Annotated in this window: 1 protein-coding gene and 1 pseudogene; both read right to left on the reverse strand. The window is 72.0% G+C overall.

The annotated features are described in order from the left end of the window. Nucleotides 1-1,562 (reverse strand): amidohydrolase family protein (locus IJH84_RS19885; protein ID WP_295147400.1); only part of this gene is annotated, 1,562 nt, incomplete at its 3' end. Nucleotides 1,563-1,616: 54 nt separating this feature from the next. After that, nucleotides 1,617-2,337, reverse strand: a pseudogene (locus tag IJH84_RS19890) (amino acid deaminase); the annotation flags it as partial.

Genomic DNA, 2,337 nt, shown 5'->3' on the forward strand with positions numbered 1-2,337 from the left:
CGGTTTCCGTGTTCCAGCACCGGGATTCCGTTGACCAGCACGTGGTGCACGCCGTCGGCGGTCCGGCGCGGGTCGTCGAACGTCGCGGTGTCGGCGATGGTGTCGGGATCGAACAGCACGAGGTCGGCGGCCGCGCCTTCCCGGATCCGGCCGCGGTCGGGCAGGCCGAGCCGGTCGGCGGCGCGCGCGGTCAGGTGCGCGACGCATTCCTCCAGGCTCAGCACGCCGAGTTCCCGCACGTAGTGCCCCAGGTAGCGCGGGAACGTGCCCCACGCGCGCGGATGCGGCCGCGAGCCCACGAGCAGGCCGTCGCTGCCGCCGGTGTGCGCGCGGTGGCGCATGATCGTGCGCACGTTGTCCTCGTGTCCGACGTGCATCAGGCAGGACGTGCCGAGGCGTTCGTCCACGAGCACGTCCATGTACAGCTCGGCCGGAGCTTTCCCCGCCGTGCGGGCGGATTCGGCGATGCTGCGCCCGACCAGCCCGGTGTTGCCCGCATCGCGCACGCCGTTGATCTCGATGCTGTCCCAGTCGATCGGCACGCCGTGGTTGCCGTCCGAACCGTCCACCTCCATCACGTGCCGGATCCGCTCCCGCGCCGCGGAATCCCGCAGTCGCTCCAAAGTGGACTCGACGCCGCCTTCGGCCGCCCAGCTCGGCAGCAGCGCGTGCAGCGAGGTCGCGCCCGGCAGGTACGGGTAGGTGTCCAGCGTGATGTCCACCCCGTCCGCCAGCGCACCGTCCACCATGGACAGCAGGTCGGCGGCGCGGTCCCGGTTCACCTCGAAGTTCATCGTGGCGTGCGCCAAGTGCAGCGCGCAGCCGGACCAGCGGCTGACCTCGATCATCTCCTCGTAGGCCGCCAGCGCGCCCGCGCCGTAGCTGCGGTGGTGCGGGCTGTAGAACCCGCCGTGCTCGGCCACCACCCGGCAAAGCTCCGCGAGCTCGGAGGTCGGTGCGTACATGCCGGGCGTGTAGGTCAGCCCCGACGACATGCCGAACGCACCCTCGCGCAGCGATTCCGCCAGCACCCGCCGCATCGCCGCGAGCTCGTCGCCGGTGGCCTCCCGATCGTCGAACCCGACGCACAGCATCCGCAACGTGCCCTGCGGCACCAGGTAGGCGGCGTTGACCGCGATCCCGCGGTCCAGCCGGTCCAGGTATTCCCGCACGCTGCGCCAATTCCAGTCGAACCCGGGCGGATCGTCGTTCCAGCCCGCGATCTGCGTGCGCAGCGCGGCAAGCGTGGCGTCGTCCACCGGCGCGTAGGAGAGCCCGTCCTGGCCGAGCACTTCCAGCGTCACGCCCTGCGAAACCTTCGCCAGGTGGTCCGGTTCGGCGAGGATCTGCAGGTCCGAGTGCGAGTGCATGTCGATGAACCCGGGCGCGAGCACCAGCCCGTCCGCGTCCACCACGTGCCGCGCGCCGAGCGTCCCGGGCTCGCCGATCGCGGTGATGCGGTCTCCGGAAACGACGACGTCACCGCGGTACGCGGGCCCTCCGGTGCCGTCGACCACCGTCGCCGCGCGGAAAACTGTGCCGGGGTGGGATTCCGGTGCCATGGCTGGCCTCCGATCGGGCGAGTGGCTGCGGCCGGGCCTGGCCCGGCGATGGACTCAGAAGAACGTGCGGACGAGGTCGACGACTTCTTCGCCGTCCACCACGGGAATCAGCGGCCACTTGTCGAAAACCGTGCAGGGGTGCGACAACCCGAACCCGACCCATTCGCCGATCCGCGGCCCGGGCTCGTCCACCGCGAGGAAGGCGTGCTGGTCGGCCAGCGAGGTGACCTTGCAGCCGGGCAGTTCGCGCACCACGCCGTCGCTGCCGCGATGCACCTGCGGTTCCGGCAGGTCCTGGTCGAAGGAGACGTCCCGGCGGCCCATCGTCACCAGCGCCAGCCCCGGCTCGGGACGCGAGGTCACCTGCGCCCAGATCCGCATCGCCGGGCGGAACGGCGACTCCTCGCCCGCCAGCCGGTGCGACCTGCCGAACGGCGAGTTCCGCCGGTACAGCCCGTCGTCGTGGGTCACGTAGGCGCCGCTGCGCAGCACCGGGTCGACCGGCTTCGCCGTCGGCCACGCGGCGGCGAAGGCTTCGGCGACCTGGTCGAAGTAGGCGCTGCCGCCGCCGGTGACGATGATCCGCTGCACCTCGCCGAACAGCTCCGCCCGCGCGAGTTCGCCGACGACCTCCCGCATCCGCGCCATGTAGTCGTCCACAAGGGATAGAGCGGCGGCTGCGGTGCCGTGCGCGGCGGCACCCTCGTAACCGCCGACGCCCGCGAGCCGCAGCGCCGGCGACTCCGCGACCGCTCGCGCCACCTCCACCGCCTCC

It is taken from the genome of Saccharopolyspora sp., from assembly GCF_017434145.1.
Classification (GTDB): domain Bacteria; phylum Actinomycetota; class Actinomycetes; order Mycobacteriales; family Pseudonocardiaceae; genus Saccharopolyspora_C; species Saccharopolyspora_C galaxeae.